The following is a 26,262-nucleotide window of genomic DNA, read 5'->3' on the forward strand; positions in this document are numbered from 1 at the left end:
CGCGTCACTCCTCGATCGGCGTAAAGCGCTGCACCTGCCGGCCTTCGACCTCGATCTGCTCGAAAAACACCGAGCGCGGACGGCACCAGATCGAGCCATCAGCGGCGCGGTACACAATAATCGGCGTCAAGTCCGCCTCCATGGTGGCCTCGCAGACCAGCTCGTAGATCCCGCCCTTGTAATGCCTGAATCGCATCGTTCCCTCCGTAAAACCCTTATTTTACTGCGCTAGTACAGGTCGTTGCGGACGGCATGATCGTAATGGCCGTTGACCTGCGCCACCTGGGCAGCGTCCATATCGGCCTGCGGATCGGCCATCTTGCTGAAGCGCGCGATCATCTGGCCGACTGTCGGCAACCGCGCGCGGTCCAGTTGCGACTCGGGCTGCCACAGCCTGGCGCGGTTGATGGCTTTGCCGCAATGCAGCAGTACCTCGTCAATGGCGACCACGGTGGCGGTCCTCGGCGTCTTGCCGCCCTCGCCCAGTCGCGCCAGCAGGGCCGGATCGGTCGATACCGTGCCGCGGCCATTGATGCGCATGAAGAGCTCCAGGCCCGGGAAGATGAACAGCATGCCCATCCTGTCGTCGCGCACCAGGTTGCGCAGCGATTCGATGCGGTTGTTGCCCGGGCTGTCCGCATACGCCACCGTGCGCTCGTCGAGCACATGCACAAAGCCCGGCGGCCCGCCGCGCGGCGAGGCGTCCAGTCCCTTGTCGCTGCCGGTCGCCAGGCAAAAGAACGTTGCCACGCTCAGATATTCCCGATGGAAGTCGAGCAAGCGGTCCATGACCGCCCGCTGGATCATCTCGGACGGCGGCGCGTAAAGTGCATCCAGGTCTACCATGTTGTGCCCCTAAGTTGATATGGGCACCAGATTAATGCTATTTTAGTGGCGGCTATAACCCATCCAAGCCATTTGATATCATTTATCCGCCATGGCATTCAAGATCGATCCACATTTCGCCACCGATGGCCCGCCCATCATTGTCGCCGTCGGCAGCCAGCAAACCGAGCTGGCCTCGGCGCCGCACAGCCATCCGCGCGGGCAATTATGCGGCTCGCTACGCGGCCTGCTGTCGATCGACGTGGCCGAAGGCGTGTGGGTGGTGCCGGCCATCCACGCGGTCTGGCTGCCGCCGCATCATCCGCATGGCGGCCGTTCGCACGGACCCTTCCACGGCTGGAGCGCCTATATCGCGCCGGCCGCCTGCCGCGACCTGCCCGACCGGCCTTGCATGATCCGCACCTCGGCGCTGCTGAAAGAGGCGGTGCTGCGCGCCAGCACTTGGCCGGCCGGCGAATGGGACCAACGCACCGCCAACGTGGCTGCCGTGATCCTCGACGAGATCCGCAGCCTGCCGGTCGAGCCGCTGGGCCTGCCGCTGCCGCACGATCCGCGCCTGATGCGCATCGCCCAGGCCATCATCGGCGATCCCACCGACGAACGGGACCTGGAAGCCTGGGCCGCGTGGGGCGCGCTCAGTTCGCGCACGCTGAGCCGCCGCTTCGTCGCCGAGACCGGCTTCAACTTCACCGCCTGGCGCCAGCGCGCCCGCCTGATGCGCTCGCTGGAAATGCTGGCCGACGATGTGCCGGTGCAGCGCGTGGCGCTGGACCTCGGCTACTCGACCGCCAGTGCTTTCATCAGCCTGTTCAGGCGCACCTTCGGCGAGACGCCGGCCAACTACCGCCGCCATCTCTAGCGCCTTGCAGGTCCGTGCCGGAAGCGGCCTGCGCGGCGAATGCCGCGGCGCGCCGACGGCCGCTACGCGATGTCGTCGGCCGTCTCCAGCACCGGCAAGGCCAGCACGAAGTAAATTGCCACCAGGCGGAAGCAGAAGCCGACACCCAGCGCCACCAGCGTGGCGACATGCTGGTCAACGTGGAAATGCAGCAGCGCCATGTACAGCGCGCCGGTGCCCAGCGCCACGGTGGCGTACAGGTCGCGGCGCAGCACCAGCGGCACCTGGTTGCACAGGATGTCGCGCAGCAGGCCGCCGGCAATGCCGGTAATCATGCCCATCAACACCACCACCGCCACATGCACGCCCGCGCTGGCGGCGATGTCGCAGCCGATGATGGAGAACGCCACCAGCCCCAGCGCGTCGAGCACCAGGAAGGCCGCGCGCAGGCGGTGCACCAGGCGCGCGGTCAGCGCGGCCACAATCGCCGCGCCTATCGTGTACACCAGGTACTCGGGATGCTGGACCCAACCCAGCGGATAATGCCCCAGCAGCATGTCGCGGATCGAGCCGCCGCCCAGCGCCGTGACAGTGCCGACCACGGCCACGCCAAACAGGTCCATCTTGCGGCGCAGGGCCATCAGCGCACCGGACGCGGCTTCCGCCGAGATGGCGATCAGGTAAATAATATGGAGCAATTGCTACGCCTTCAGGTAAAGTGCCGCATTCTGCCTGTCAACATGGCAAACATGAAGCAACTTAAGGCGTTTTCGCCTACGATGAATTTTTCTTCAGATACGTCTTCCGATACAGCATGGACCTGGAACCGAAACAGAACGAAGCCTTTCTTGCCGTCGCCGACACCGGCAGCTTCGAACGCGCCGCCGCCCGGCTGAACATCACGCCATCGGCGGTGTCGCAGCGGATACGGGCGATGGAGTCGTCGCTGGGGGCGGCGCTGATCCTGCGCACCCGCCCCTGCCGGCCGACGCCGGTGGGCCAGCGCCTGCTGCAATACCTGCGCCGCGCCGAACTGCTGCAAAACGACCTGCGCGCCGACCTGCTGAACCTGGACGCCGGCCCCACCACCGTGTCCCTGGCGCTGAACTCGGACAGCCTGGGCACGTGGTTCTTTCCAGCCATGGCCAGCCTGCTGGCGAAGGACCGCTTCATTCTCGACCTGGTGGTGGAGGATCAGGACCACACGTTCGCGCTGCTCAAGACCGGCATGGTCATCGGCTGCATCAGCACCGACGCCGAGCCGATGCGCGGTTGCAGCGCCGAGGCGCTGGGCACCATGCGCTACCGCCTGATGGCCAGCACCTCGTTCTGCCAACGCTGGCTGCCGGAAGGCCTGACGCGCGACGCCGCCCGCCGCGCCCCGGTGGTCGCCTACACCCGCAAGGACACGCTGCAATCGAGCTTCCTGCTGACCCACTTCGGCCTGCCGGAAGGCGCTTATCCCAGCCATTACGTGCCGGGCGCGGTCGCCCACTTCAACGCCGTGCGCTACGGCGCCGGCTATGCGATGGTGCCCGAATGGCTGTTGTCCGGCGCAGAACACGCCAGCGATCCGCTGATCGACCTGGCGCCCGCGCATCCGACCGATATCGCGCTGTACTGGCATACGTGGACCGTGCAGTCGCCGCGCATGGAGGAACTGTCGACCCACATCGTCGAGGCGGCCGGCCGCATTCTTACTCCTCCAGCCGCCGCGCAATCCCGATAAGCCGCGGCCTGACCTCATCGAGCAGGTATTCGCGCGATACGCTGCTTGCCGGCCCGCCGCAATTGATCGACATCCGCTGGCCGCCTCCGACCGGCATGAAGCTGACGGCGACGCCGTTGATATCCGGCTGCCATTCGCCGAACGAGGTGGCGCAGCCGTACTGCTGCTGGTCGTGCAGCGCACGATCCAGGCCGTTTTGCATGCTCTGGTGGATCATTTCATCGAGGTCGCGCGCGCGGTCGAGGATTTCCTTGCGCTCGGCATCCGTCGCCCTGGCCAGATAGGCGCGGCCCAGTGCCGAGGCCGCCAATTGCAGGCGCGCGCCCACTTGCAGCGACAGCGACAACGCCGCCGCGCTGCGGCAGACATCCACATAAATCATCGACAGGCGGTCGCGCACCGCCAGCGCCACCGTGGTGCCGGAAAAGTCAGCCAGCTCCTGCATCAGCGGCCGCGCCAGGTCGCGCACGTCCAGGCCCTGCAACATGGTGCTGCCGAGCCGCAGCGTGGCGGCGCCCAGCACATATTTTCCGTTGCCGTCCTGCGTCAGATAGCCGAGCCTGGTCAGCGTATAGGTGAAGCGGGTCACGGTCGACTTGGGCAACTTGCAGCGCTCGGCGATCTGCTGATTGCTGAGGCCCTTGTCAGCGACGCGGAAACAGGCCAGCACCTCCAGCCCGCGCGCCAGCGCCGTGATGAAATACCGCTCTTCCAGACTCGCCTGCATTAAATCTCTCCGTTGCAAAAAAACCATTTGCCGAGCTTTCAAAAAAGCAGTACGCTCGTTCTATTCCATTCTACACAACTCGGTTTTGCACAGCAAAACTATCATAATGATGGAGACACAATGGAGTTATTTCTGCAACAGGTCCTCAACGGCCTGACGCTGGGCGGCGTGTATTGCCTGGTGGCGTTGGGGCTCACGCTAGTCTACGGCATTCTGCATGTGCCAAACTTTGCGCATGGCGCGTTTTACATGGCGGGCGCCTATGCCGGCTTTTTCCTGATGGAGCGTCTCGGCTATCACTACTGGATCGCCATGGCGGGCGCGGCGGCGGCGGTGGCGTTGATCTCGGTGCTGTCGGAACGGCTGGTGTTCCATCCGTTGCGCAAGGCGCCCTACCTGCATCACATGATTGCCTCGATCGGGATTCTGCTGTTTCTGGAGGCCGGCATGCAGGCGATCTGGGGCGCGGACTTCCACCGCATGAGCAGCCCTTACCCGCAAATCCTGAGCTTCGGCGATCTCACCTTGCCGGCGCAGCGGCTGATGATCATCGTCGCGGCCTTCGTGCTGGTGCTGCTGTTGCAACTGTTCCTCAAGAAAACTATTACCGGCGCCACCATCGTCGCCATGGCGCAGAACCGCGACGGCGCCGCGCTGGTCGGCATCGACGCCAACCGCGTGGCGATGCTGACCTTTGCCATCGCCGGCGCGCTGGCCGGCATGGCGGCGGTGCTGTACGCGCCGATCAACCTGGTCCACAGCGGCATGGGCCACCTGGTCATCACCAAGGCTTTCGTCATTATCGTGCTGGGCGGTATGGGCAGTGTGCCGGGCGCGATTGCGGGCGGGCTGATCATCGGCTTCGCCGAATCCTTCGGCGCCTTCTATATTTCCACCGATTACAAGGACATCATCGCCTTTGCGCTGCTGGTGCTGATCTTGTCGCTGCGTCCGCAAGGACTGTTCCAGAAAGGAGCGCACTAGCATGAGCCACGCCGCTAAACTCGGCTGGAGCGCCTTGCTGCTGTTCGGCCTGGCCTTCCCGTTCATCGCCGGCAACGACTATCACCTGACCGTGATGTCGACCGCCTATATCTACGCCATCGCCACCGTCGGCCTGAACCTGATCACCGGCTACACCGGCCAGTTCAACCTGGCGCACAGCGGCTTCATGGCGGTGGGCGCCTACACCGTCGGCATCCTTACCGTCGATTACCAGGTGTCGTTCTGGGCGGCGTTCGCGCTGTCCGGGCTGGTCGCCGCCGGCATCGGCTTTTTTGTCGGGCTGGTATCGCTGCGGCTGAAGACGCACTTCTTTTCCATCTTCACGCTGTGCGTCGGCTACATCATGTACCTGCTGATCGAGAAATGGGAAAGCCTGACGCACGGCACGGTCGGCATCGTCGGCATCCCGGCGCCGGAATCGATTGCCGGACTGGATTTCTCCGAGCCGCGCACGCAATACTATCTGGTGCTGCTGTTCCTCGTGGCCAGCATGTGGATCATGCACCGCATCGTCCATTCGCTGCTGGGCCATACCTTCATCGCGATTCGCAACAGCGACGATCTGGCGCAGGCGCTCGGCATCAACCTGATGCGCAACAAGCTGCTGGCCTTCATGCTGTCGGTGTTCTTCGCCGGCCTGGCGGGCGGACTGTACGCGGGCTATGTGCGCTTCCTCGGCCCGGACCTGGGCCGCGTCGAACACACGTTCGACATGACCATGTATATGCTGGTCGGCGGCATCGGCACGCTGGCCGGGCCGCTGCTCGGCGCGATTACCGTGCCGTGGGTGACGCAGCAGCTGCAATTCCTGCAGGACTACCGCTTTGTCGTGTTCGGACCGCTGCTGGTGGTGCTGGTGATTTTCCTGCCGCATGGCATCGTCGGCACCTGGATCGCGCGACGCAAGCGCAAGGCCGCCGCTCGCGCAACGCCGGCGCCCCGGCTGCACGTGGCGGCAAGCAAAGGAGTGCGCCGTGCTTGATATCGCCTCCATCACCAAGCGCTTCGGCGGCCTGACGGCGGTAAACGACGTCAGCGTGCGCTTTGAAGCCGGCACCATCAACGCCATCATCGGACCGAACGGCGCCGGCAAGACCACTTTTTTCAACCTGGCCAGCGGTGCGCTGCGTCCGTCCGCGGGCCGCATCGTGTTCGATGGCCGCGACGTCACCGGCCTGCGCGCCGACCAGATGGCGCGCCTCGGCGTCGCCCGCACCTTCCAGAACACCACGCTGTTCGACAACGCCAGCGTGCTCGACAACCTGATCGTCGGCCACCGCCTGCGCACGCGCGCCAACCTGGTCGACGTGCTGCTGGGCACGCGCCGGCTGCGCGACGAGGAAGCGGCCAGCCGTGCCAAGGCGCGCGAGGCGCTCAACTTCGTCGGCCTGTCGCATCTGGAAGCCCGGCTGGCCGGCGACATTTCGCAGGAGCAGCGCAAGCGCGTGGCGTTCGCGCTGGCGCTGGCCACCGATCCCAAGCTGCTGTTGCTGGACGAGCCGGCCGGCGGCGTCAATCCCGAGGAGACGGCGGGGCTGGCCGAGCTGGTGCGCAAGATGAAGGCGATGGGCCTGACCGTCTGCCTGATCGAACACAAGATGGACATGATCATGAACCTGGCCGACAACATCCTGGTGCTGAACCACGGCGAGAAAATCGCCGAGGGCACGCCGGCCGAAGTGCGCGCCAATCCGGTCGTCATCGATGCCTATCTGGGGAGCGAACATGCTGACGCTTGAACAAGTCTCGCTGGCCTATGGTGGTTTTCAGGCGCTGCACGGCGTCGACATCCACGCCGCCGAGGGCGAACTGGTGGTGCTGCTGGGCGCCAACGGCGCCGGCAAGAGTTCGATCTTCCACACCATCAGTGGCCTGCGCCGCGCCAAGGCCGGCAGCATCCGCTTCAACGGCCGCGAGCTGGTCGGCCGCAAGCCGGCGCAGATCGTCGCCGACGGCCTGGTTCACTGTCCCGAGGGCCGGCAGCTGTTCCCCGGCATGTCGGTGCTGAAGAACCTGCTGCTGGGCGGCTACGTCCACCGCCGCGACAGCCGTGGCAGCCAGCGCATTCTCGACGAAGTGTTCGGCCTGTTCCCGATCCTGCATGAGAAAAAGGATAGCCCGGCCGGCGCGCTGTCCGGCGGCCAGCAGCAGATGGTGGCGATCGGCCGCGCGATGATGGGCCGGCCCAAGGCGCTGCTGCTGGACGAGCCGTCGCTGGGCCTGGCGCCGCTGGTGGTCAAGCAGATGTTCGACATCATCGCCCGCATCAACCAGGCCGGCACCACGGTGCTGCTGGCTGAACAGAACGCCTACGCGGCGCTGAACATCGCCAGCCGCGCCTACGTCATTGAGCAAGGAAAGATCGTACTGGAAGGAAGTCGTGAAGAACTGCTCGGCAACGAGCAAGTGCGTAAAGCCTATATCGGCGCGTAGTTCCATAACTAAGGAGACCATCATGCAAAACCGCTTCAATGTCGCCGTGCTCGCCCTGAGCCTGGCCGCCATCGGCACCGGCGCCCAGGCGCAGGAAACCATCCGGATCGGCTATTCGGGGCCGCTTAGCGGCGGCGCCGCGCTGTACGGCAAGAACGTCCTGAGTGGCATGCAGATGGCGGCCGATGAAATCAACGCCAGGCCGGTCGACATCGGCGGCAAGCGCTACAAGGTGGAAATCGTCGCGCTGGATGACAAATACAATCCGAGCGAAACCGGCATCAACCTGCAACGGCTGGTGCAGCAGCACAAAACCGCCGTGGTGCTGGTGCCGCATTCGGGCGGCGTGTTCGCCGCGCAGGCATCGAACGAAAAGCTGAAGGTGCTGCTGCTGGCCTACACCAGCCTGCCCCAGGCGACCGAACGCGGCAACAAGCTGACGGTGCGCATTCCGCCCGACTTCACCACCTATATTTCGCCGTTTGTGAAGACCGCGATCGGCAAGTACGGCAAGAACGTGGCGCTGGCGCAGGCCGATCACGACTACGCCAAGGCCTGGTCGGCGGCCTTCAGGCCGGCATGGGAAGCTGCCGGCGGCAAGGTGGTGGCGGACAATCCGATGTCGTACAACAAGGCAGCGGACTTCTACAGCGGTGTCAGCCGCGTGATCCAGGCCAAGCCGGATGTGCTGTTCATCGGCGGCGCCTCGGAGCCGACCGCGCTCGTGGCCAAGCAGGCGCGCGAACTGGGGTTCAAGGGCGCGTTCATTGTGCTGGACCAGGCCAAGCTGGATGAGATGGCCAAGGTTACCGGCGGCTACGCCGCGCTCGAAGGCGCGGTCGGCGTGATGCCGATGAGCGGCGACGATCGTCCGGATGCGGCGGCGTTCACCGCGCGTTATCGCAAGGCGAACGACGGCAAGGACCCAAGCAGCGAAGTCGCGCTGAATTATTCGGCGGTGCATGCGACTGTCGCGGCGATGAAGCTGGCGGGCACGGTTGGCGACGCTAGCGCGATTCGTGCGCAGATGGATAAGGCGTTCCGGTCGCTGCCGGGGCAATACAATCCGGCCAGCGTTGAGGGGCTCGATGCGAACGGCGGCGCGATCGTTAATGCCATTGTTGCCTCGGTGGAGAACGGCAAGCTGAAAGGCACGCTGCTGCGCGCCGCACAGTAATCCCCCACACCGTCATTCCCGCGCAGGCGGGAATCCATGCTGAGATGGCCTGCCTGCGGTCTATGGATTCCCGCCTGCGCGGGAATGACGGTGGGGGCGGGGCTACAGGCCTTGAAACGCCACCGTCAGCATATGTCGCACGATATCGTCATCGCTCATCTTGCTAAATTTGCTGAGAAACTCCACCGCCGGATCGCAGGTGCGCGCATAGTAGCTGAACAAAATCACATCACTCGGCAGGGCGGCGTTCAGCAACCCTGCCTTCTGTCCCTGCTTGACCAGCGCCTCCAGCTGGCGATTCAATTTCACCACGCGCAGCATATACTTCACATTGCGCATCAACATATCCCGCACATGCGGACTGGTCGACGGCAGGAACGGCAAACCGCCGCCCAGCCGCACCCGCAGCGCCCATTCCAGCAGCGCCGACAGCTTCTGCACCGGACCCAGCGCCGGGTCCATCGCCGCCACCTGCTCGATCGCCCCGTCCAGCAGGCGGATCATCGCCTCGCCGACCAGTTCTTCCTTGGACTTGAAATGCTTGTACAGGCTCGGCTTCGAAATACCGACCGCGCCAGCCACATCGTCCATGGTCATCAAGTCATAGCCCTTGCCGCTCAACACGGTGGTGGTGGCGTCAAGAATGGCGCTCTCGCGCAGCTTGAACGCCTGATCCTTGAAGCTGAATTTTGAAAGAATACTCATTGGTAAATTTTCGCTACTAATCAGTAGCATTTCTAATTTGTTGGTAGTAATATTAGCATATCGGTAGCTCAACAATGCTAAAACCATGCAAAACCGCAAACGTATTGCCGTCATCGGCGCAGGCATTTCCGGCCTGGCCGCCGCCTACTTCCTGCAACGCCGCCACGACGTGGTGGTGTTCGAGGCCGGCAGTTATCTGGGCGGCCACGCCAACACCGTCGATATTCAGGTCGAAGGCCAGCATTGCGCGGTTGATACCGGATTTCTGGTCTACAACGAAAAAACCTATCCCAACCTGATCGCATTGCTGGATGAATTGGGCGTGGCCAGCATTGCCAGTGACATGTCGTTTGCCGTGTCGATGGACGACGGCGCGCTCGAATGGGCCGGCACCAACCTCGACACCGTGTTCGCCCAGCGCCGCCGCATCGCCTCGCCAGCCTTCCTGCGCATGCTGCGCGACATCCTGCATTTTAATGGCCGCGCCGAGGCGTTTCTTGCGCAAAGCCAGAGCGACGGCGCGACGCTCGGCGATCTGCTGGCCCGCCAAGGCTACGGCAATCTGTTCCGCGACGCCTATTTGCTGCCGATGGCGGCGGCCATCTGGTCCAGCTCGCCGCGCGACATCCTCGGCTTCCCGGCCGCGACTTTCCTGCGCTTTTGCCTGAATCACGCGCTGCTGCAAGTGAACGGCCGCCCGCAGTGGCGCACCGTGCGCGGCGGCTCGCGCAACTACGTGCAGGCCATCGCCGCCACGCTGGCCGATGTGCGGCCGAACACGCCGGTGCGCTCGCTGCGGCGGGAGAGCGGCAAGGTAGTGGTCGATAGCGGCGCACAGGCCGAAGCTTTTGACGATGTGGTCCTTGCCACCCATGCGCCGGCCACATTGGCCATGCTATCAGACGCCAGCGCCGACGAGCGCGCCATTCTTGGCGCCGTGCGCTATCAGCCCAACACCGCCTGGCTGCACACCGATGCGCGCCTGATGCCCCAACGCCGCAAGGTCTGGTCGGCATGGAACTACCTGTCGACCCGGCAGTCGGACGGCAGCCGCCCGGTGTGCGTCAGCTACTGGCTGAACCAGCTGCAAAGCCTGCCGTTCGCCACGCCCGTGGTGGTCACGCTCAATCCGCCAGCGCCGCCGGCGGCCGACAAGGTGCTGGCCCGCTTTGAATACGATCATCCGATCATGGACCAGCCGGCGATCGATGCGCAGCAAGCCTTATCCGGCATTCAGGGCAAAGGCGGCCTGTGGTACGCCGGCGCCTGGACCGGCTACGGCTTCCACGAAGACGGCCTGAAGTCTGCGCTGCGGATTGCCGCCGCCTTCGGCGTCGCGCCAGCCTGGACCACGCTGCCATGAACAGCTCCGCGCCGGCCCAACTGGTCCACGCACGCGTGATGCATGCGCGCTTGCGGCCGGTATTGCATCGCTTTGTCTACCCGGTGTTTTATGTGCGGGTCAACCTGGACCGGCTGGACAGCTGCCAGTCGGCCTGGTTCGGCATCGACCACCGCCGGCCGCTGTCGCTCCGTACCCGCGACTATGGCCCGCGCGACGGCTCGGACCTGGCCTCGTGGATGCGCGCGCTGCTTGCCGCGCATGGCGTCGAGGCCGATGGCGCAATCTGGCTGCAGACCTTTCCGCGCGTGTTCGGCTACGTATTCAACCCGGTCAGCTTCTGGCATTGCCACGACGCCAGCGGCCGCCTGCGGGCGGTACTGGCCGAGGTCAACAACACCTTCGGCGAAACCCACCGCTACCTGCTGCAACTGGACGGCAATGGCCACGGCGCCTGCGTCAAGCAGATGCATGTGTCGCCATTCTGCGCAACCAGCGGCGGCTACCACTTCCGTTTCCGGCTCGACGCCGCCCGTCCGCACACCGCCATCGATTATCACGACGATCAGGGCTTGCTGATCCGCACCACCCTGTCCGGCCGGCCGCAGCCGATGAGCGGCGGCGCCGCAGCCGCCGCCCTGCTGCGCTATCCGCTGCTGGGCCTGGGCATCGTGTTCCGCATCCACTGGCAGGCACTGCGCCTGTGGCTGAAGGGCGTGCCCTTCTTCCGCAAGCCGCCGCGTTCCATTCCCCACATCACCGTCCACGAGGAGCCGCTCCAATGAGCCAAACGCTGTCGACCACCATACAGGCCGCCCCTGCCGCCGCACGGGTCTTCCTGAATCTGCTTGGCCGCATCGGCGCCGGCCACCTGGAACTGATCACGCCCGACCACACCCGCATGGTGTTCGGCAACGCGCATGCGGCGCCCGGCGCCACGCTGGAGGTGCACGACTGGCGCGCCTGCGGCCGCATCCTGCGCGCCGGCGATATCGGCCTGGCCGAAGCCTGGGCGGCCGGCTGGGTCAGCAGCCCGGACCTGGTGGCACTGCTGCGGCTGGCGATCCGCAACGAGGCGGCGCTGGAGCCGGCGCTGTTTGGCGGCGTGCTGGCGCGCTGCTGGTATCGGCTGCGTCATTGGCTGCGGCCGAATACCCGCGAGGGCAGCCGCCGCAACATTCATAGCCACTACGATATCGGCAACGATTTTTACCGGCTGTGGCTGGACCCGAGCTGGACATACTCCGCCGCCATCTTCGACGGCGACCACACCCAGCCGCTGGCGCAGGCGCAGTATCGCAAATACCAGCGCATCATCGACACGCTCGGCCTGCGCGCCGGCGACCGCGTGCTGGAAATCGGCTGCGGCTGGGGCGGGTTTGCCGAGCAGGCGGCGCGCCAGGGCATTCATGTGCATGGGCTGACGATTTCGCCGTCGCAGCTGGCGATTGCCCGCCAGCGCATCGACGCCGCCGGCCTTGGCCACCTGGCGCAGCTGGAGCTGCGCGATTACCGCGATATCGACGGCACTTACGACGCCATCGTGTCGATCGAGATGTTCGAGGCCGTCGGCGAGCGCTACTGGCAGGGCTATTTCGATACCGTGGCGGCGCGCCTGAAGCCCGGCGGGCAGGCGCTGGTGCAGTCGATTACCATCGATGAACGCCATTTCGAGCGTTATCGCAGCACCACGGATTTCATTCAGGAGTACATTTTCCCCGGTGGCATGCTGCCTAGCGTCGAGCGCTTTGAGCGTGGCGCCGCGCGCGCCGGGCTGCGTTCGACCGACCATTACGCTTTCGGCCGCGATTATGCCGAGACCTTGCGCCGCTGGCGCAGCGCCTATCACGCCCACGATGCGCAGGTGCAGGCATTGGGCATGGATAGTCATTTCATGCGCATCTGGGACCTATATTTTGCCTATTGCGAAGCCGCGTTTGATGAGGACCGTACCGATGTCGTCCAGTTCCATCTGCACAAATCCTGAGCGCCGGCGGCTGCTGCGCGCTGCGGTGCTGCTTGCTTGCGCCGGTTGGTGCGGGCAAGCGGCGGCGCAGGATTGGCGCGCGGTGCTGCCACAGGCGCAGGCTATCGGCGGTGGCGACCTGACGTGGTTCGGCTTGCGCATCTACCGCGCCACCTTGTGGTCGGCCAGCAAGCCGGTGGACCTTACGCAACCGTTTGCCTTGCAGTTGCATTATTACCGCGATATCAGCAGGCAGCGGCTGGTGGGCACCAGCATCGATGAAATCCGTCGCCTGAGCCGTGCACCGATTGCCGACACCACGCTGAAGCGCTGGGAGGCGCAGTTGTTGGCGGCGTTTGTCGACGTCAGCGCGGGGGATGAGCTGACCGGCGTGTATCTGCCGGGACACGGCATGCAGTTGTATGATCGTCAGCGCCTGCTGGCCGAGCTGGATGACGACGCGCTCGCACGGGCCTTCTTCGATATCTGGCTGAACCCGCAGAGCCGCGACCAGAAGCTGCGTCAGCGCCTGATGGGGGCGCAGCCATGAGCAATGCCGCATACGGCCTGCTTGGCGCACCGCTGGCGATGGCGGCGTTGCCGTTGTTCGTGCAGTTGCCGGCCTACTACGCCGCGCATCTCGGCATGGCGCTGGGGCCATTGGGCGTGGTGCTGTTTGTCGCGCGCGGCATCGATATGTTGCAGGACCCGCTGCTGGGGCATTTGCTTGATCGCACGCCGCAGTGGCGTCGACGCTGGATGGCGCTGGGCGCGGTGGTGCTCACCCTGACCTTCGCCGCGCTGTGGCTGCCGCCGGTGGTGACGCCTGACGTCGCCATGGGCGTCTGGCTGGCGCTGATGCTGGTGCTGGCTTATGGGGCGCACAGCCTGGTTAACATCGCTTACCTGGCTTGGGGGCACGCCTGCCCGGCGCCTTGGGGGCGGCAGCCTGGCGCGAAGGCCTGGGCCTGGCAGGCATGATAGCCGCCAGCCTGATTCCGGCCGCCATTCTTGCCGGCGACCCAGCGCAAGTGCGCACCCGCCTGGCCGCATACAGCGCCGTCTACGCGCTGTTAATGCTGGCAGGAATGCGCGCCCTCGCCCGCCACGCGCCGCAACCGGCCACCACCGCGCAGGCTGCCGTTGATGCTACCGGCGGTAGTTCGGCCGAAGGCTGGCGAGCTTCGGTGCGAGAGCTGGCGCGCAACCAGGCGATGCGGTCGCTATTGCTACCGTACTTTCTGAACGCGCTGTCGGTTGCCGTGCCGGCCACGCTGGCGCTGTTTTATATTGCCGATCAACTGCGCGCACCGCAGTTGTCCGGTGTTTTCCTGGCTTGCTACTTTGGCGCCGCCGCGTGCGGACTGCCGGCGTGGACTGCTCTGGCGCGAAAATATGGCCCGCTGCGTTGCTGGCGCTACGGCATGGCGCTGTCCATCGCCGGCTTCTGCGGCGCGGCGCTGCTCGGCCATGGCGACCTGACCGCCTACGCCTTCGTTTGCATCGCCGCTGGCGCCGCGCTCGGCGCCGACCTGGCCTTGCCGCCGGTGCTGCTCGGCCAGGCGCTGGGCGACCGCCTCGGCGCCGGCTACGGCCTGTTCACGCTGCTGGGCAAACTGGCCCTGGCGCTCGCCGGCCTGGCGCTGCCCCTGCTATCGTGGCTCGACTACCGTCCCGGCCAGTCCGGCGGCATCAGCCTGGTGCTGGCCTACGCCGTCCTGCCCTGCCTGATCAAACTACTCGCCATCGCGGCACTGAGCCGCTGCACCGACACCACCAGGAGCATTCCATGAAACACATCCTCACCGTCCTACTGGCCGCGCTACTGGCGGGCTGCGCCGGTCCCGACATCCAGCAGTACAAGACCAACACTCCGCAGCTGGACCTGACGGAGTACTTCACGGGCGTCACCGACGCCTGGGGTATGTTCCAGAACCGCAACGGCGAAGTGACCAAGCGCTTTCACGTGGAGATCATCGGCAGCCAGCAGCAAGGCCAGCTGACGCTGGACGAACGCTTCCGCTACGACGACGGCACCACCCAGCAACGCATCTGGCGCCTGGCCAGGGACAGCAACGGCCAATGGCGCGGCACTGCCGATGATGTCAAGGGCGAAGCCCAGGGCAGCACTGCCGGCAACGCCCTGCGCTGGCAATACACGCTGCTGCTGCCGGTCGACGGCGCCACCTACGAAATGCAATTCGACGACTGGATGTTCCTGATCGACCGCTGCACCATGCTCAACCGCGCAAGCATGCGCAAATTCGGCATCGAATTCGGCCAGGTCACGCTCACTTTCCGGAGGCGCGCATGCACGCCTTGAACGCCCCGGTCCGCGACTGGGCAGAACTGCGCGTCTGGATCGTCGGCGCCTCCAGCGGCATCGGCGCCGCGCTGGCACAAGAGGCGCTGCAAGCGGGCGCCCGCGTCGCCCTGTCGGCGCGTCGCGCCGAGCGCCTGCAAACCGTTGCCGGCGGCCACCCGCAAGCGCTGATCGCCGCTTTCGACATCCTCGACCAGCAGGCATGGGGCCGGCACCACGACGCTATCTGCGAACAATTCGGCGGCATCGACCTCATCGTCTTCTGCGCCGCCGATTACCGGCCCGAACGCAGCTGGGATATCAAGGCCGACCGCGCCGCCCATACGCTGGCCACCAATCTCGGCAGCGTCTATACCGGCCTCGCCACCGTCTTGCCGGCAATGCTGGAACGCGGCAGCGGCGGCATTGCCATCATCGCCAGCGTGGCCGGCTACTTTGGCCTGCCCAACGCCAGCGTGTATGGCCCGAGCAAGGCGGCACTGATCAATCTGGCGGAACTGCTATACGTGGACCTGCGACCGCGCGGCCTCAACGTCTACCTGATCAATCCCGGGTTCGTGCAGACGCCGCTGACCGCCAAGAACGACTTCACCATGCCGGCGCTGCAAACGCCGCAAGCGGCCGCGCGCGCCATCCGCGACGGCATCACCGCGGGGCGCTTTGAAATCCACTTCCCGCGCCGCTTCACGCTGGCGCTCAAGCTGGTGCGCTGGCTGCCCTACCGGCTGCGCTTCCCGCTGATCTCGCGGCTGGTGCGCACATGACGACTACGCTGAACCCGCTGCTGGAATGGTACGCCACGCTGGCTCCGCACACCGTCGGCCGCGTGTGCGAATTTTACGCCGCCGACGCGCAATTCCGCGATCCGTTCAACGACGTGCGCGGCGTGCCGGCCATCGAAGCGGTGCTGCGCCACATGTTCGCGCACAGCGACAATCCACGCTTCGTCATTGGCGAGCGCATCGTGCAAGGGCAGCAGGCGTTCGTCACCTGGACCTTCCTCTGCACGCTGCGCGGCAAGGAATATGAAGTGGTCGGCGGCACACATTTCCGCTTCAACGAACATGGCTTGGTTACGCTGCACCGCGATTATTGGGACGCCGCCGAAGAATTGCTGCAAAAGCTGCCGCTGGTCGGAGCGCCGATACGGTGGCTGCGCCGCCGCTTCGCCGTCGCGCCGGATTAAGCCCAGCGCTGCGCCACGAACCAGCCTGCCACCGCCGACAAGGCGGTCATCAACGTGCCCCAGCCGACATCCAGCACCGACAGGCCAAGCGGCCAGGATTTCAGGATCGAATAGTTGGTCACATCATAGGTGCCATACGCCATCAGGCCGACCACGGCGCCATATAGCGCGGCGCTGTGCCAGCCGCCATCGCGCAGCCCTGCCGCCACCGCCAGAAACACCACGCCGGCCGCGTAGACAATGTAAAAGATTGAGGCGGCGCTGAAGCGCGGCTGCGGCAGCATCAGATCCCCCAAGGCTTCCTTGTACGCCGGCGCCATGTACAGGCCAATCCACAAGGCGTCGAGCACCAGCAGCGCCAGCAAGGTGCCGCCGTAGGCGTACAGCCATTGTTGCACGCTGAGTGCCTGGACTGGGGACGTGAGCATAGGAAGACCTCGGTTGGACAGGATGGAGCGATGTTAGCCGAAAAATATTCTTCTCTTCCGTTTGGCAGTGCACATAGCAAACCTTTTGCTCCGCTGCAGCTTTGCTCCGGATGCTTTACAATCGACCGGAAGTTCCAAGCAGCGAGAAAAAAATGACAGTCTCCGAACACCCGCAATACAGCGCTGAGGAAAAACGCAAACGCGTGTTTGCAATCATCAGCGCCTCCTCAGGCAACCTGGTGGAGTGGTTTGACTTCTACGTCTACTCCTTCGCCTCAATCTACTTCGCCAGCCAGTTCTTCCCAAGCGGGAACCCGACCGCGGAATTCCTCAAATCGGCCGCCGTGTTCGCGGTCGGTTTCTTTATGCGGCCCATCGGCGGCTGGATGTTCGGCCGCATCGCCGACCGCGTCGGCCGCAAGAAGTCGATGCTGATCTCGGTGTTGATGATGTGCGCCGGCTCGCTGGCGATTGCCGTGCTGCCGACCTACGCCAGCATCGGCGTCGCCGCCCCCATCCTGCTGCTGATCATCCGCATGTTCCAGGGCCTGTCGGTCGGCGGCGAGTACGGCACTACCGCCACTTACATGAGTGAAGTGGCGCTGCGCGGCCGGCGCGGCTTCTTCTCGTCGTTCCAGTATGTGACGCTGATCGGCGGCCAGTTGCTGGCGGTGCTGACCATCGTGATCCTGGAGCAGTTCCTCAACGAGGCCGAGCTCAAAGCCTGGGGCTGGCGCATCCCCTTCGTCATTGGCGCCATTGCCGCGCTGGTGTCGTTGATGCTGCGCCGCACGCTGCATGAAACCAGCAAGGCCGAGGACATGCAGAACAAGGGAGCCGGCACGCTGGCCTACATCTTCAAGCACCACCGCGCCGCCTTTGTCACCGTGCTGGGCTACACCGCCGGCGGCTCGCTGATCTTCTACACCTTCACCACCTATATGCAGAAGTACCTGGTCAACAGCGCCGGCATGGCGACCAAGACCGCCAGCGTGGTGATGACCGGCTCGCTGTTCCTCTACATGTGCATGCAGCCGCTGTTCGGCATGCTGGCCGACCGCATCGGCCGCCGCCACTCGATGATGCTGTTCGGCGCGCTGGGCGCGATCGCCACCTATCCGATTCTGGCCATCCTGCGCGGCAATAGCAATCCCTACTTCGCCTTCGCGCTGATTACCTTGGCCATGGCCATCGTCAGCCTGTATACCTCGATCGGCGGCCTGGTGAAGGCGGAAATGTTCCCGGCCGAGGTGCGGGCGCTCGGTGTCGGCCTGTCGTACGCGATCGCCAACGCCATCTTCGGCGGCTCGGCTGAATTTGTCGGGCTGGCGTTCAAGAATATCGGGCATGAGAACTGGTTCTTCATCTACGTCACCATCATGATGGTCGTGGCCTTCCTGTTCAGCATGCGCCTGCCTAAAACGCCGTCCTACCTGCATACGGACCACTGATGCGCATCCACTATCTGTTGCCGGCCGCCCTGCTGCTGGCTGGCGCTGCGCGCGCCGAGGAAACGCATTTCTCGGTCACGCTGCAAAACGACATCTTCGCCGGCAGCGACGGCGGCGGCTACACCAATGGCATCGCGCTGGCGCGCATCCGCAGCGTCTCGCCGGGCGAGGCGGCGGTTGCGCCGCAGTGGCTGCTGGCGCCGGTCGCGTCCTGGCTGGGCGTCGGCCATGCGACGCTGACCTTGTCGTCGCTGAACCAGATGATGGTGACGCCGGCCGACCTGACCCGCAAGATACCCGACCCGGCCGACTCGCCCTATATGGGCGCGCTGTGGTACCGGGCGGCGCAGGTGTCGGTGCAGGATGAGGTGGCGGACATGCTGGCGTTTAACATCGGCGTTATCGGCCCCGCTTCCGGCGCGCGCCAGACGCAGACCTTCATCCACCGCATCACCAATTCCGAGAAGCCGGAGGGCTGGGATTACCAGGTCAAGCGGCGGGCCTTGCTGGGCATCGAGCGTTATCGCGCAATCCGCTTCACGCCGGACAACGCGCTGGCGGGCAAGCCCTCCACCGATTTCATCGCCATGGCCGGCGCCTCGGTGGGCAATTGGCAGTCGTCCGCCGGCACCACGCTGATGCTGCGCTATGGCACCAATCTGAAGCAAAGCTATCCGACCGTGATGCGCATCGCGATGCGCGCCGGCGATCCGGTCGTGCTGGGGCGCGGATGGTTCGCCTACACCGGCGTGCACGCCGACCGCATGTTCTCGCAAATGGGTATCGGCAGCAACCAGCCGGTACAGGGCAGCACCGCGCGGCTGCGCGAGGTGCAGGTGATCGGCCTGGCAGGCTTTGCCTACGGCTGGGGCGACGCCTCGCTGTCGTTCTCGGCGCAGAACAGCAGCTCGTTGACGACCGTGACCGGCCGCCGCAAGGCCTACGGCTCCATCACTTACAGCAGTCTGTTGCGCTAGGTAAAGATTGCGCTAACATCGTGTTCATTGCACAATATCGCAATGACACCGATGTTCCGCCTCCGCCACTTCGCCCTGGCGGCCAGCACGCTGGCCGTGGCCGGCGCCGTTGGTGCTGCCGAGGCGGCGCCGCCGCAAGCCTATGCGCCGGCATATTTCACCCAGTTTCAGGCCGGAACGGCGATGGACATGGCCACGCGCCTGCCGGGCTTCGTCTTCGACGGCGGCAACCCGTCGCGCGGCGCGGCCGGCAATGTGCTAATCAACGGCAAGCGGCCCACTTCCAAGACAGAGGGGCTCAACGACGTGCTGGGGCGCATCCCGGCGGCGGCGGTCGAGCGCATTGAGGTCATCAACGGCGGCGCCGGCGGCATCGACATGCAGGGCCACGCCACCGTGGCCAACTTCGTGCTCAAACCGATGGACCTGGTGTCGGCCTCGCTGACGGCCGCCAGCTACCTGATGGCGGACGGCGACTGGCAGCCCGGCCTTGACGGCAATTACAACCTGAAACGCGGCGACAAAAGCATCAACCTGTCGCTGGGCTGGCGCCGCTCGCCGGACACTTCGCAAGGCCAGGGCCAGCGCACCACGCAATTTGTCGACCGCCCGCAGCTGGCGGAGCTGGCCATCGCCGGCGCCGGTCTGTCGGAAAGCAAGACGATCAAGCTGAACTATGCGCAGGAATTGTTGGACGGTGAACTCAGCTGGAACGGCGCCTACAATCCATCGACCTATCAGTCGCAGGCGCGGCAGGAGGCGGAAAGCTCTGCCATCGCCAGCAATGACAACACCGTGCGCACGCGTGAACAAGGCCTGGCCTATACGCGCGACCTGTGGCCCGGCGCCAGCATGGACCTCAAGGCGCTGTACCGCAGCTCGGATTTCAGCGGCGACGCCGGCTATGCTTCGGGCGGCGCCACGTCGCATTCGGTAACCATCAACAGCGCCAGCGAACAGATTCTGGCCGGTCAGCTGACGTGGCAGGCGCTCGACGGCGTCACCCTCCGTGGCGGGCTGGAACGGGCGGTCAACGCCAATGACAGCGTCAATACCTGGCAGCCGAATGCGCAAGCTGCGGCTGTACCAGGCGTCAGCGCCTGGGTGCAGGAATCGCGCGTCGAGGGCCAGCTGTCGTCGGCGTGGCAGGTCGACAGCTCGCTCAGCGCGGAAGCCGGCTTGCGGCTCGCCCACTCCAGCTTTAGCACCAGCGCCAGCCAGGCGGACGGCAAGGCCTACATATATCCCAAGCCGCGGCTGCGGCTGGCGCTGTCGCCGACGCCGGCGCTGCAACTGCGCTTGCGGCTGGAACGCGACGTCAGCCAGTTGAACTTCGGCGATGCGGCAGCCTACTTCGGCATGGCCGACAAGAGCGTGCGCGCAGATTATCCGGACCTGGTGCCGGCCAAGACCTGGCTATGCGAAGGCGCCGTCGAATACCGTTTCTGGGACCGCGGGGCCGCCATTCTGAGCTACACGCAATCGCATATCAGCGACGTCATCGACCGCATGCCAATCCGCACCGCCGCCGCCACCTACGACGCCGCAGGCAATATTGGCGACGCCAGCGCCGACAGCGTCACCGGCATGCTGAACCTGCCCACCGACACCTGGTCGCTGCCGCAGGGGCTGCTCAAGCTGTCGACCACGTGGCGGTCGTCGGCCGTCACCGACCCGACCACGCAGGCCACGCGCCGCCTGTCGGGCGAACAGCCGTTGTCGTGGCGGCTGGAGTTTGCGCAGGATTTGCCGCAGCAGCGCACGGCGTGGGGCTTCTCGGTGGACAACGGCTGGAATAACGACAGCTGGCAAGTGGCCGAGCGCGACACCAGCAGCGGCAGCGGCTGGGCGCGCGCCTATATCAACTATCGTCCCGCCTCGAACATGATGCTGACGCTGGAGCTGAACAACCTGGCCAGCCGCAACATCACCTACGACCGGCTGCACTACGCCGGCGGCGACCGCTACGCCAGCAATGTCGACTTCCTGGAACACAGCGTCACCCGAACCCAACCGTATGCAATGCTACGGCTGCGCCACGAGTGGTGATTACAGCTCGTCTTTGATGTTCAGGCAGGATTTGAGCGCAGCCACCACCAGCGCGTGATCGTCCGGCCCCGGCAGGCCGGTCACGGTGATGGTGCCGATGCGGCCCTGCCCCTTCAGGATCAGCGGGAAAGAGCCGCCGTGGGCCGCGTAGTCGCGCATATCGAGTCCCGGCAACTGCTCGAAATTGCCGCCGCTGCTCTTCACTTCATTGTGGGTGTAGAACGAGCTGTGGCCGGTGCGGTTGACCAGGTTGCTCTTGCGGCGTATCCAGTTGGCGTGGTCGGCCGTCATGCCTTCCATGCCGAAGTAAAAAACCATCAACCCGTCACGCGTGACGTTGACCGCGACCTTTTTGTTGGCCGCGCGCGCCAGCTCGACCACCTTGTTGCCAAGCGCCAGCGCCGTATCGGTGTTGAAGCTGTCGAATTGCAGCACCTGCTCCTGCCGCGCCAACACAGCCAGATCGACCACCGGCTCGGCATGGGTCCAGGCGGCCGGCGCCATCAGCATGGCGGTCACGATGGCGGCCAGGACAGGGCGGCGCGGGAATATACTCATGGTGTCTCCTGTGATGTTATAGCTGCAATTCTACCGCAGCCACCCAGCGCTCAGGCCGGCAGGAACATCAGTACGGCGGTGCCCAGTAGCACCAGGCTGAACATGAACCGCAGCGCCGCTTCGCTAAAGCGGTGGGCCAGCGCCACGCCGCTCGACACGGTCAGCACGCCGCCGGCCGCCAGCGGCAAGCCGGTGCTCCAGCTGACATTGCCGGCGCGGGCGTAAGTCCCCAGCGCCACCAGCGCGCCCGGCACCACCAGCGCCAGTGCGATGCCCTGCGCGCGCGCCTGCGCCATCTTGAACAGGTTGACCAGCGCCGGCACCACGACCAGCCCGCCGCCGACGGTGAAAATGCCCGACATCGCCCCGCTGGCGAGGCCTAGCAGCGGCAAGGCTGCGGGCGGCAATGGCGACGCCTGGCTGTGGCTGGCGGCGGTGGCGCCACGTGAACGCAGGCCGAAATACACGGCCAGCACCACCAGAAACGCGGCAAACGCCAGGCGCAGGTGATGCGAGTCCATGCCGGTGGCCAGGTGCGCCGCCAGCCACGCTGCCAGCGTCGAAAACACGCACATCAGCACCACGCCGCGCAGTTCGAAATGATGCCGCTGGCGGTAGCGCACAAAGCCGATCAGCACGTTGGGCGCGATCATCACCAGCGCCGTGCCTTGGGCCAGGTGCTGATCCATGCCGTAAAAATAGCCGAGCAGGGGAATCGCGATCAGGCCGCCGCCGATGCCGAGCATGCCGCCGGCCAGCCCGAGCAGCGCGCCCAGGCCGAGATTGATAAGTATGGGGATGAGGATGGTGTGCATGTATATCCAGCGCTCCCGGCGCCGGGCCGGACTGCGCATTGAGCTAAAGAGATCGCGAGGCCGGATTCTACCGCAAACCTGTTGCGGCGTTGCGAGTGCTATTTGAAGAGTTCTTTCAGCGACCTCGCCTCGTGAAGCACATCGCTCCATGCTTCCAATTGCGCCATGCTCGCCCGCGCCAGCCTGGTGCGTACGCTTTTGGGCAGCGCGCCGAATCGACGCGTGAGTTGCCTCTCCAGCACCGCCGCGACGCCGTCTCTGCGTCCCTTTTCCAGGCCTTTTTCCCATCCCTTGTCCATGAATGACTGCTCCAACGGGCTAATCCATTCCATTTTTCGCTCCTTCTCCAGTTTCAGCACGGCATGCCAGTAGCGTTGCTGATACGGCTCCGGCAGGGCCATCATCCAATCAATCACTTTGAATAGAACGATTATGCGCTCCTTGCGCCAGCCGTGTTGGTACAGGACTTTGGTAAGCTGCCACTTCGCCGCGTAGAGTTGATCAGCATCATGACCGGCTTGCTGCGTGCGCAAATGAGCCAGCGTAAGCCACGCAAACGGATTGTGCGAGGCTGACAACTCATCGGTTAGCCCGGAATAATCCAGCAGCTTGGCGACGGAAAACGAGATACCCATCACTGTTCCCAGGATCCGGTTGTGAAATGCTGTCGGGCGCCAATCAGGATCGTCATCGGCCAGCAACACTACACTGGCTACCGGCTGTGCATATTCGTTGAAGATACGGTAGTTGTAGTCCAGCACGCGGCGTGCCAGAGCGGCATCGCGTTGCGACTGGACTTCGATGTGGATCAGCACCCATTGCACCCGGCCATCCAGCAGGCGGACTTCGACCAGCTTGCCCGCTACCAGGCCGCCGGGCGGACGGCCGAGGCTGATGCCGGCGAGCTCCTTGTCGCGGAAGCGGGGCCGTTTCGACCAGTCGATTTCCTTGCTCAGTTCGGAAAAATAAAACGCCATGAAAGCCCGGAAAGCATGGGACAGCGCAGCTTTCCAGGGCGTGTCATAGCGGGCGGATGGCGTGGGATTCGGCATCCGCCCAGTCTACGGCCTGGATTACCGAGGCCGTATTGCGGCATGACAAAGCTAGAACTTGTAATTCAGTCCCAGCACAAAGGTGCGGCCCGAATGCACGTACAGCAGCGTGTCGTTGCGCTGCGTATCGCGGCCATAGCGCAGCGGCGTGTCGCGCAGGTTTTGCCCTTCCAGGCTGACGCGCAACTGCGGCGTGATGTTGTACGACAGGCTCATGTCCACATTGGTCGAGCCATCGACCACGGTGTAGTCGGCGCCGTTGACATCGCCCAGCACCGCCAGGATGTATGACGAACGATAGGCCGCCGACACCCGCGCGCTGAATTTCTCGTCCTCGTAATACAGCGTGAGGTTGCGCGTGTTCGGCGACAGGCCGGTGAAGTTGGCCACCTGCGTCAACTGCTCGTTGGCTGGCGTGGTCGGATTGTCCACCCGCGTGATATAGGTAATCTTCGACTTCACGTGCGTGGCATTGGCCAGCACGCCGAAGTTGTTCCACGGCGCAGGCAGGAAGCTGAACGGCGCCTGCAGGTTGAACTCCAGGCCGTTCAGCGGACCGCCTGCCGTGTTCACTTTGCGGCTCACTACCACCTCGGTGCTGGGTAGCGTCGGGCACACCGGCGTGGCGCCGGTGATCGAGCAGCCATTAAACACCAGCAGCTCGTTCGGCAGGCCCAGCGTGTTGTACGGCACGCGCTCATTGACGCTCTGGATGAACGAACCGATATCCTTGTGGAAGTAGCCCAGCGACACCATGGCGTTCTTGGCGTAATACCACTCGGCCTGCAAGTCATACGTCTTCGCGCGGATCGGGTCGAGCTGCGGATTGCCGATCGACACCGACTGCGAAATCTGCGACACGGTGGCCGACGGCGCCAGGTCCACATACTCAGGCCGCGACAGCGTCTTGCCCGCCGAGAAGCGCACGAACACATCCTTCGGCAGCTGGGCGGTCAGGTTCAGCGCCGGCAGCCAGTCGCGGTACTTCTTCACGCCGGTGTTGGGCTGCAACGCGCCGTTGACGTTGATCAGCGCGGTCGCCGTGGCGGTGGTGTCGGCGCCGCGCACGCCGACATTGCCGCGCCAGCCGATGCCCAGCGCGTCGTAGTTGAAGTCAACCATGCCGTAGACGGCGTCGATCTTCTCTTCCACGCGGCGATTGGTCTGGCCGAGAATGTTATATTCCGAGCCCGGCACCGCCGAGCAATGGCATTCGATGTTATACACGGCCAGGAATTTGTCGAGATCCACCGCCGACCACGACGACGGAATGCCCGATCCGCCCAGCCCCTTGCCGAAGCCGGTAATCTGGCGCGAAATGCTCGACATGGTGACGCCCGACGGCAGTATCAGCCCATTGGCGCCCGACCCGACCTCGTAGTTGCTCCAGGTGTTCTTGCGCTTGGAGACGCCAAAGCGCGTGGTCAGGTGGTCGTTCAGCTCCCAGCTCAGGTTGGCCGCATGCGTTTGCAGCTTGTTGGTGGTGTCCAGGTAGCGCCCGACGAACTGGCCGTGCACCGTGCCGTCCGCGTCCTGCGGCCCGAAGCTGAAGCTGTTCGGATTGTTGATGTCGATGCCGAAGTTCAGCGTCGGCACATCGCGGTTGCTGCGGAAGTCCCACGAGAAGCCATTGGCGTTCGGCGAATCGAACTGCACGGTCGCGCGCATCGGCTCGTTCAGGTTGCTGTTCGAGCTGCCGGTCATGAAATCGAGTTTGACGGTGTCGCTGAACTTGTGGCTGCCGGACAGCACATGCTGGCGGAACTTGGTGGTGTACACATCCACCAGCCCCTCGGTGCGCACGTCGACGCCGTTGAACTTGCCGTAGTCCCAGCTGCCGCTTTCATTGAAATGCGCATCGACGATGGACGTCTGCGGCTTGCCATTGGCCGCACCCAGCGTGCGGCCGAACGAGATGGCCGAAATGTAATTGTCATAGCGCGTATTGGCGAATTTGCCGTACATGAAGTCGAGATTGAACTCGGTCTGGTTGTTCGGCCGCCATTGGTAGGAGTTGGTGATGCCGGTGCGCTCGTAGTCGGTCTGCGAGCGGCGATAGCGCGGGATGCGCGGCGCAAACGCGCCCGACCCGGCCGCCGGGCTGGCGACCGTGCCGCCGTAATTGTCCAGCCGGTTCATCACATCGTTATAGGCAGCCGGCACCGAGGTGCGCGGCAGGTTGAAACCGCAGTTGGCGGCGGTGATGCCCTTGACCGCGCTGTTGGCCGGATTCTGCACCGCCGCGCCGACCGGCGAACAAAAGCCGCCGTCGGCACTGGCGCTGAGCAGTTCCACCGCTTCGTAACCTTCCTCGGTAGCGCGGCGCTTGGCGAAGGCGCCGGAAATCAGCGCGCCGAACTTGCCGTAGTCGGTGTTCCAGCGGTCCGACAGCAGGCCGGTCACGCGCGGCTGGGTCTTTTCAGTCAGCGTATTGTGGAACTCCTGCACGCCGAGGCTGATGGTGCGATCCTTGAAGTCGAACGGGCGCGCGGTGCGCAGGTCGACGGTGGCGCCAAGCGATCCCTCTTCCACCGACGCTTCCGAGGTCTTGCGCACTTCCAGGCTGTTGAACAGCTCCGACGCGAACACCGAGAAGTCGAAGCCGCGCCCCGGTTGGTGCTGCCGTTGATGTCGGACGCGCCGGTCGCCGCCACG

At 64.7% G+C, this 26,262-nt stretch carries 29 protein-coding genes; 19 read left to right on the top strand and 10 right to left on the bottom strand.

Annotated elements, in window-relative coordinates; translation table 11 throughout:
* Positions 1–4 precede the first annotated feature (4 nt).
* Together ACRQ5J_RS16510 and ACRQ5J_RS16515 are read right to left on the bottom strand one after the other, a co-directional pair.
* Positions 5–196, bottom strand: coding sequence for a DUF1653 domain-containing protein (locus tag ACRQ5J_RS16510; RefSeq protein WP_432378116.1), 192 nt, complete (start codon positions 194–196; stop codon positions 5–7).
* A gap of 32 nt (positions 197–228) precedes the next feature.
* Positions 229–846 (bottom strand): MSMEG_1061 family FMN-dependent PPOX-type flavoprotein, encoded by a 618-nt coding sequence (locus ACRQ5J_RS16515; RefSeq protein ID WP_432378118.1) that lies wholly within the window; start codon positions 844–846, stop codon positions 229–231.
* Between the two features lie 91 nt (positions 847–937).
* On the opposite strand from ACRQ5J_RS16515, the gene ACRQ5J_RS16520 reads away from it, so the two are divergent.
* Complete coding sequence (locus ACRQ5J_RS16520; protein ID WP_432378120.1) at positions 938–1,705, top strand: AraC family transcriptional regulator; 768 nt, start codon at positions 938–940, stop codon at positions 1,703–1,705.
* A 62-nt stretch (positions 1,706–1,767) separates the two neighbouring features.
* Here ACRQ5J_RS16520 and ACRQ5J_RS16525 read toward each other — a convergent pair whose 3' ends face one another.
* Positions 1,768–2,382: a trimeric intracellular cation channel family protein gene (locus tag ACRQ5J_RS16525; RefSeq protein ID WP_432378122.1), complete on the bottom strand. Its 615-nt coding sequence runs from the start codon at positions 2,380–2,382 to the stop codon at positions 1,768–1,770.
* A gap of 116 nt (positions 2,383–2,498) precedes the next feature.
* Here ACRQ5J_RS16525 and ACRQ5J_RS16530 point away from each other — a divergent pair, with 116 nt between their 5' ends.
* Positions 2,499–3,413, top strand: a complete 915-nt coding sequence (locus tag ACRQ5J_RS16530; protein ID WP_432378124.1) for an HTH-type transcriptional regulator ArgP — start codon at positions 2,499–2,501, stop codon at positions 3,411–3,413.
* On the opposite strand, the gene ACRQ5J_RS16535 is transcribed toward ACRQ5J_RS16530, so the two are convergent.
* Positions 3,382–4,140, bottom strand: a complete 759-nt coding sequence (locus ACRQ5J_RS16535; protein WP_432378125.1) for an IclR family transcriptional regulator — start codon at positions 4,138–4,140, stop codon at positions 3,382–3,384. The genes ACRQ5J_RS16530 and ACRQ5J_RS16535 overlap by 32 nt on opposite strands.
* Positions 4,141–4,260: 120 nt before the next feature.
* Between ACRQ5J_RS16535 and ACRQ5J_RS16540 the strand changes: the two genes are divergently transcribed.
* Genes ACRQ5J_RS16540 through ACRQ5J_RS16560 form a run of 5 tightly spaced genes read left to right on the top strand, consistent with a single transcriptional unit; the run spans position 4,261 to position 8,755 of the window.
* On the top strand, positions 4,261–5,124 hold the full coding sequence (locus ACRQ5J_RS16540) for a branched-chain amino acid ABC transporter permease (protein WP_432378127.1): 864 nt from the start codon (positions 4,261–4,263) through the stop codon (positions 5,122–5,124).
* A 1-nt stretch (position 5,125) separates the two neighbouring features.
* A complete protein-coding gene (locus ACRQ5J_RS16545; RefSeq protein WP_432378129.1) occupies positions 5,126–6,127 on the top strand; it encodes a branched-chain amino acid ABC transporter permease in 1,002 nt (333 codons plus the stop codon).
* Entirely contained in the window at positions 6,120–6,884 is a 765-nt protein-coding gene (locus ACRQ5J_RS16550; protein ID WP_432378131.1) for an ABC transporter ATP-binding protein, read from the top strand. Before ACRQ5J_RS16545 ends, ACRQ5J_RS16550 begins: the two co-directional genes overlap by 8 nt.
* A complete protein-coding gene (locus ACRQ5J_RS16555; RefSeq protein WP_432378133.1) occupies positions 6,871–7,578 on the top strand; it encodes an ABC transporter ATP-binding protein in 708 nt (235 codons plus the stop codon). Before ACRQ5J_RS16550 ends, ACRQ5J_RS16555 begins: the two co-directional genes overlap by 14 nt.
* A gap of 22 nt (positions 7,579–7,600) precedes the next feature.
* Complete coding sequence (locus ACRQ5J_RS16560; RefSeq protein ID WP_432378135.1) at positions 7,601–8,755, top strand: ABC transporter substrate-binding protein; 1,155 nt, start codon at positions 7,601–7,603, stop codon at positions 8,753–8,755.
* A gap of 102 nt (positions 8,756–8,857) precedes the next feature.
* Here ACRQ5J_RS16560 and ACRQ5J_RS16565 read toward each other — a convergent pair whose 3' ends face one another.
* Complete coding sequence (locus tag ACRQ5J_RS16565; RefSeq protein ID WP_432378137.1) at positions 8,858–9,460, bottom strand: TetR/AcrR family transcriptional regulator; 603 nt, start codon at positions 9,458–9,460, stop codon at positions 8,858–8,860.
* 85 nt (positions 9,461–9,545) lie between these two features.
* Here ACRQ5J_RS16565 and ACRQ5J_RS16570 point away from each other — a divergent pair, with 85 nt between their 5' ends.
* The 9 genes from ACRQ5J_RS16570 to ACRQ5J_RS16610 are packed head-to-tail and all read left to right on the top strand — an operon-like array spanning position 9,546 to position 16,277.
* Entirely contained in the window at positions 9,546–10,823 is a 1,278-nt protein-coding gene (locus ACRQ5J_RS16570) for an NAD(P)/FAD-dependent oxidoreductase (protein ID WP_432378139.1), read from the top strand.
* Entirely contained in the window at positions 10,820–11,587 is a 768-nt protein-coding gene (locus ACRQ5J_RS16575) for a DUF1365 domain-containing protein (protein ID WP_432378141.1), read from the top strand. The genes ACRQ5J_RS16570 and ACRQ5J_RS16575 overlap by 4 nt, the downstream gene beginning before the upstream one ends.
* On the top strand, positions 11,584–12,789 hold the full coding sequence (locus ACRQ5J_RS16580; protein WP_432378143.1) for a class I SAM-dependent methyltransferase: 1,206 nt from the start codon (positions 11,584–11,586) through the stop codon (positions 12,787–12,789). Before ACRQ5J_RS16575 ends, ACRQ5J_RS16580 begins: the two co-directional genes overlap by 4 nt.
* A complete protein-coding gene (locus ACRQ5J_RS16585; RefSeq protein WP_432378145.1) occupies positions 12,758–13,318 on the top strand; it encodes a chalcone isomerase family protein in 561 nt (186 codons plus the stop codon). Before ACRQ5J_RS16580 ends, ACRQ5J_RS16585 begins: the two co-directional genes overlap by 32 nt.
* A complete protein-coding gene (locus ACRQ5J_RS16590; RefSeq protein ID WP_432378147.1) occupies positions 13,315–13,749 on the top strand; it encodes an MFS transporter in 435 nt (144 codons plus the stop codon). Before ACRQ5J_RS16585 ends, ACRQ5J_RS16590 begins: the two co-directional genes overlap by 4 nt.
* Positions 13,746–14,561, top strand: coding sequence for an MFS transporter (locus ACRQ5J_RS16595; protein WP_432378149.1), 816 nt, complete (start codon positions 13,746–13,748; stop codon positions 14,559–14,561). Before ACRQ5J_RS16590 ends, ACRQ5J_RS16595 begins: the two co-directional genes overlap by 4 nt.
* Positions 14,558–15,091, top strand: a complete 534-nt coding sequence (locus tag ACRQ5J_RS16600) for a DUF3833 domain-containing protein (RefSeq protein WP_432378151.1) — start codon at positions 14,558–14,560, stop codon at positions 15,089–15,091. The genes ACRQ5J_RS16595 and ACRQ5J_RS16600 overlap by 4 nt, the downstream gene beginning before the upstream one ends.
* Positions 15,079–15,855 carry an SDR family NAD(P)-dependent oxidoreductase gene (locus ACRQ5J_RS16605; RefSeq protein ID WP_432378153.1) on the top strand — a complete coding sequence of 259 codons (777 nt, stop codon included), beginning with the start codon at positions 15,079–15,081 and terminating at the stop codon, positions 15,853–15,855. Before ACRQ5J_RS16600 ends, ACRQ5J_RS16605 begins: the two co-directional genes overlap by 13 nt.
* On the top strand, positions 15,852–16,277 hold the full coding sequence (locus ACRQ5J_RS16610) for a nuclear transport factor 2 family protein (protein WP_432378154.1): 426 nt from the start codon (positions 15,852–15,854) through the stop codon (positions 16,275–16,277). The genes ACRQ5J_RS16605 and ACRQ5J_RS16610 overlap by 4 nt, the downstream gene beginning before the upstream one ends.
* Here the strand turns inward: ACRQ5J_RS16610 and ACRQ5J_RS16615 are convergent.
* On the bottom strand, positions 16,274–16,705 hold the full coding sequence (locus ACRQ5J_RS16615) for a DUF2177 family protein (RefSeq protein WP_432378156.1): 432 nt from the start codon (positions 16,703–16,705) through the stop codon (positions 16,274–16,276). The genes ACRQ5J_RS16610 and ACRQ5J_RS16615 overlap by 4 nt on opposite strands.
* Before the next feature lie 152 nt (positions 16,706–16,857).
* Here ACRQ5J_RS16615 and ACRQ5J_RS16620 point away from each other — a divergent pair, with 152 nt between their 5' ends.
* The 3 genes from ACRQ5J_RS16620 to ACRQ5J_RS16630 are packed head-to-tail and all read left to right on the top strand — an operon-like array spanning position 16,858 to position 21,182.
* On the top strand, positions 16,858–18,156 hold the full coding sequence (locus ACRQ5J_RS16620) for an MFS family transporter (RefSeq protein ID WP_432378158.1): 1,299 nt from the start codon (positions 16,858–16,860) through the stop codon (positions 18,154–18,156).
* Positions 18,156–19,133, top strand: a complete 978-nt coding sequence (locus ACRQ5J_RS16625) for a lipid A-modifier LpxR family protein (protein ID WP_432378160.1) — start codon at positions 18,156–18,158, stop codon at positions 19,131–19,133. The genes ACRQ5J_RS16620 and ACRQ5J_RS16625 overlap by 1 nt, the downstream gene beginning before the upstream one ends.
* A gap of 51 nt (positions 19,134–19,184) precedes the next feature.
* Positions 19,185–21,182: a TonB-dependent receptor plug domain-containing protein gene (locus tag ACRQ5J_RS16630; RefSeq protein WP_432378162.1), complete on the top strand. Its 1,998-nt coding sequence runs from the start codon at positions 19,185–19,187 to the stop codon at positions 21,180–21,182.
* On the opposite strand, the gene ACRQ5J_RS16635 is transcribed toward ACRQ5J_RS16630, so the two are convergent.
* The 4 genes from ACRQ5J_RS16635 to ACRQ5J_RS16650 form a co-directional block, all read right to left on the bottom strand.
* The gene (locus tag ACRQ5J_RS16635; RefSeq protein WP_432378164.1) at positions 21,183–21,740 is read right to left on the bottom strand and encodes a heme-degrading domain-containing protein; all 558 of its coding nucleotides are present in this window, start codon (positions 21,738–21,740) and stop codon (positions 21,183–21,185) included.
* 50 nt (positions 21,741–21,790) lie between these two features.
* On the bottom strand, positions 21,791–22,555 hold the full coding sequence (locus ACRQ5J_RS16640) for a sulfite exporter TauE/SafE family protein (RefSeq protein WP_432378166.1): 765 nt from the start codon (positions 22,553–22,555) through the stop codon (positions 21,791–21,793).
* A gap of 98 nt (positions 22,556–22,653) precedes the next feature.
* Positions 22,654–23,607 carry an Rpn family recombination-promoting nuclease/putative transposase gene (locus tag ACRQ5J_RS16645; protein WP_432378168.1) on the bottom strand — a complete coding sequence of 318 codons (954 nt, stop codon included), beginning with the start codon at positions 23,605–23,607 and terminating at the stop codon, positions 22,654–22,656.
* A 51-nt stretch (positions 23,608–23,658) separates the two neighbouring features.
* On the bottom strand, positions 23,659–26,196 hold the full coding sequence (locus ACRQ5J_RS16650) for a TonB-dependent receptor (protein WP_432378170.1): 2,538 nt from the start codon (positions 26,194–26,196) through the stop codon (positions 23,659–23,661).
* Positions 26,197–26,262 lie beyond the last annotated feature (66 nt).

Source organism: Duganella sp. P38 (genome assembly GCF_050859475.1).
Taxonomy (GTDB): Bacteria; Pseudomonadota; Gammaproteobacteria; order Burkholderiales; family Burkholderiaceae_D; genus Rugamonas.